We start from the raw sequence: 2,050 nt of genomic DNA, 5'->3' as shown, positions 1-2,050 counted from the left end.
CTCTTGCTTAAATAAGATGGGACGACCTAGTTTCAAGTTAATCATTAGCCCAACTATCAAAATTACAGGGCTAAAAATTATAATTGCCATAACAGCTATAACTACATCAAATATTCGCTTCACTTAACTTACTTCCATTATCTCTAGAATTTCTTTATTAACTTTAGAAACATCAAATTTCTCAACAGCTATCTCTCGACTCATACCGCCCATCTCAACTAGCTCTGACGGGTTTGAAATAAACCAAGTTAATTTTTCAACTAACTGGGTTACACTCTGCTTATCGACCAAGAACCCATTTACACCTTGCCTCACAGTTTCCTTACAACCCGGTACATTTGTTGTCAAAACTGGACGACCAACAGCCATTGCTTCGAGAACAGTTCTAGGCATCCCTTCATGGTACGAAGCTAAAACAAATACGTTACAGTTTTTTAAAACAGGGTATACGTCCTTAACTTCACCAACATAATCTATATAACCCGCCTGATGCCACTCATTAACTTCTTCAATGGGAATTCCATCTGGTGAAGGGTCTTCAGGCCCAACCAGTTGAAAGACTACATTGGGAAACGTCTTCTTGATTTCTTTCGCTGCTGCTGCATATTCACGTAAACCTTTTTCACCAAGTAAACGTGCAATAGTCAGAACTTTAAAGCCATTTGATGGAAACTCACATATAGAAAAACGCCCCAAGTCAACACCTGAGCCGTTAATACAAGCAGACTGCTCCACTGTAATTATATTATTACTTAGAAATTCTCCCTTATTATCCCTATTCTGAAAGATAACTTTAGGAGCATTGAGCAATGCAAACTTATAAAGTTTACAAGCAAGTAGCCTTAAGAGGTTTCTTCTAAAACCTCCCCTTTGAAAAGCAAAACCCAAACCTGTGATAAGTGCATAGAATTTACTGTTAGGGACTGCTCTAGCGGCTATTCCACCCCAGATAACTGGCTTGATAGTGTATGCAAGAATCACTTGGGGCTGCTCTACTTTGAATATTTTCCTCAACCTCCAATAGGTTTTGATATCTGAAACTGGGTTCAACCCATTCCGCTCAACATGAAAGTCGATATAACGAACCCCGAGCTTCTCAATAGCCTGCACTTCTGCCGAAGTCGCACCAGATGCAGCAGTAACAACTTCATGCCCTTTAGAGATCAAATCCAATATTAGAGCTTTTCGAAAATTCAACAATGAGCTTGGCAAAGCTCCAATTACAATGACTTTCATTTTATAAGGTATTCGCCTTGCATTCTTTATGCTTTCAGGTACTTATCGATAATAGCCCAATAGTTTGAGACATCTCTCTCTTGAACATAATTTCGATACTTCATCGAGTAATCTTGTTTAGTAATCAATGCGCTTGAAATAGCGTTCGTCATTGAATGAACACTATGGTCATTTGTAATAGAAATATTTGGTAGTTGATCCAAATCACCTGTGCATGGAGTCGTAATAATATTGTTAGTTCCAGCAGCCATCATTTCTAATAAAACATTCGGAAAGCCTTCGCTAATTGAGGCCACAACACCTAAATTAGCTTTATTCATGTATTGGAAGGGGTTATCCATATTCCCCAAAAACTCCACGTTTTCATTAAGACCGTTTGCTTCGACTAGTGTTTTCAGTTCATTTTTTGTCGGGCCATCACCAAGTACACGAAGTTTGAAATTATAGGGCTGCTGTTTTTTTATCCTAGCGAGAGCCGATATTACTAACTCATGATTCTTAATCGCGACCAGTCTTCCAACCATAATAATTTCAAAACACTGTTCACTATTACTAACAAGCTCACTTTTATCTAACATCAACCCCACTCTTTGTATACTCACCGGGTTAGGAATAGTTACAATATTAGATATAACATTCTTGTGTCGAGCCGCAATAAGTGAGTCCTTCATCAAATTTGTCTGACAAATTAGCAAATCCTGAGAACCATAACAGTTGTACAGTAAATCAAAAATTAACCGTTTATAGCCAGTAAACCTTTGACTAATTATGGTCGACTCTCTTATGACAAGATATTTACAATTAATAAGCTTCA

At 37.8% G+C, this 2,050-nt stretch carries 3 protein-coding genes; all 3 read right to left on the bottom strand.

Annotated elements, in window-relative coordinates:
• On the bottom strand, window positions 1–123 hold a 123-nt coding region (locus tag A3766_RS32730), incomplete at its 3' end, for a sugar transferase (protein ID WP_255375568.1).
• Window positions 124–1,236, bottom strand: coding sequence for a glycosyltransferase family 4 protein (locus A3766_RS18130; RefSeq protein WP_068642648.1), 1,113 nt, complete (start codon window positions 1,234–1,236; stop codon window positions 124–126).
• A 26-nt stretch (window positions 1,237–1,262) separates the two neighbouring features.
• A partial coding sequence (locus A3766_RS18125; protein ID WP_082907153.1) for a glycosyltransferase occupies window positions 1,263–2,050 on the bottom strand: 788 nt, incomplete at its 5' end.

This window comes from Oleiphilus sp. HI0132 (assembly GCF_001635845.1).
The sequence above is the reverse complement of the archived record's forward strand: the minus strand, read 5'-3'. Positions and strand labels throughout refer to the sequence as shown.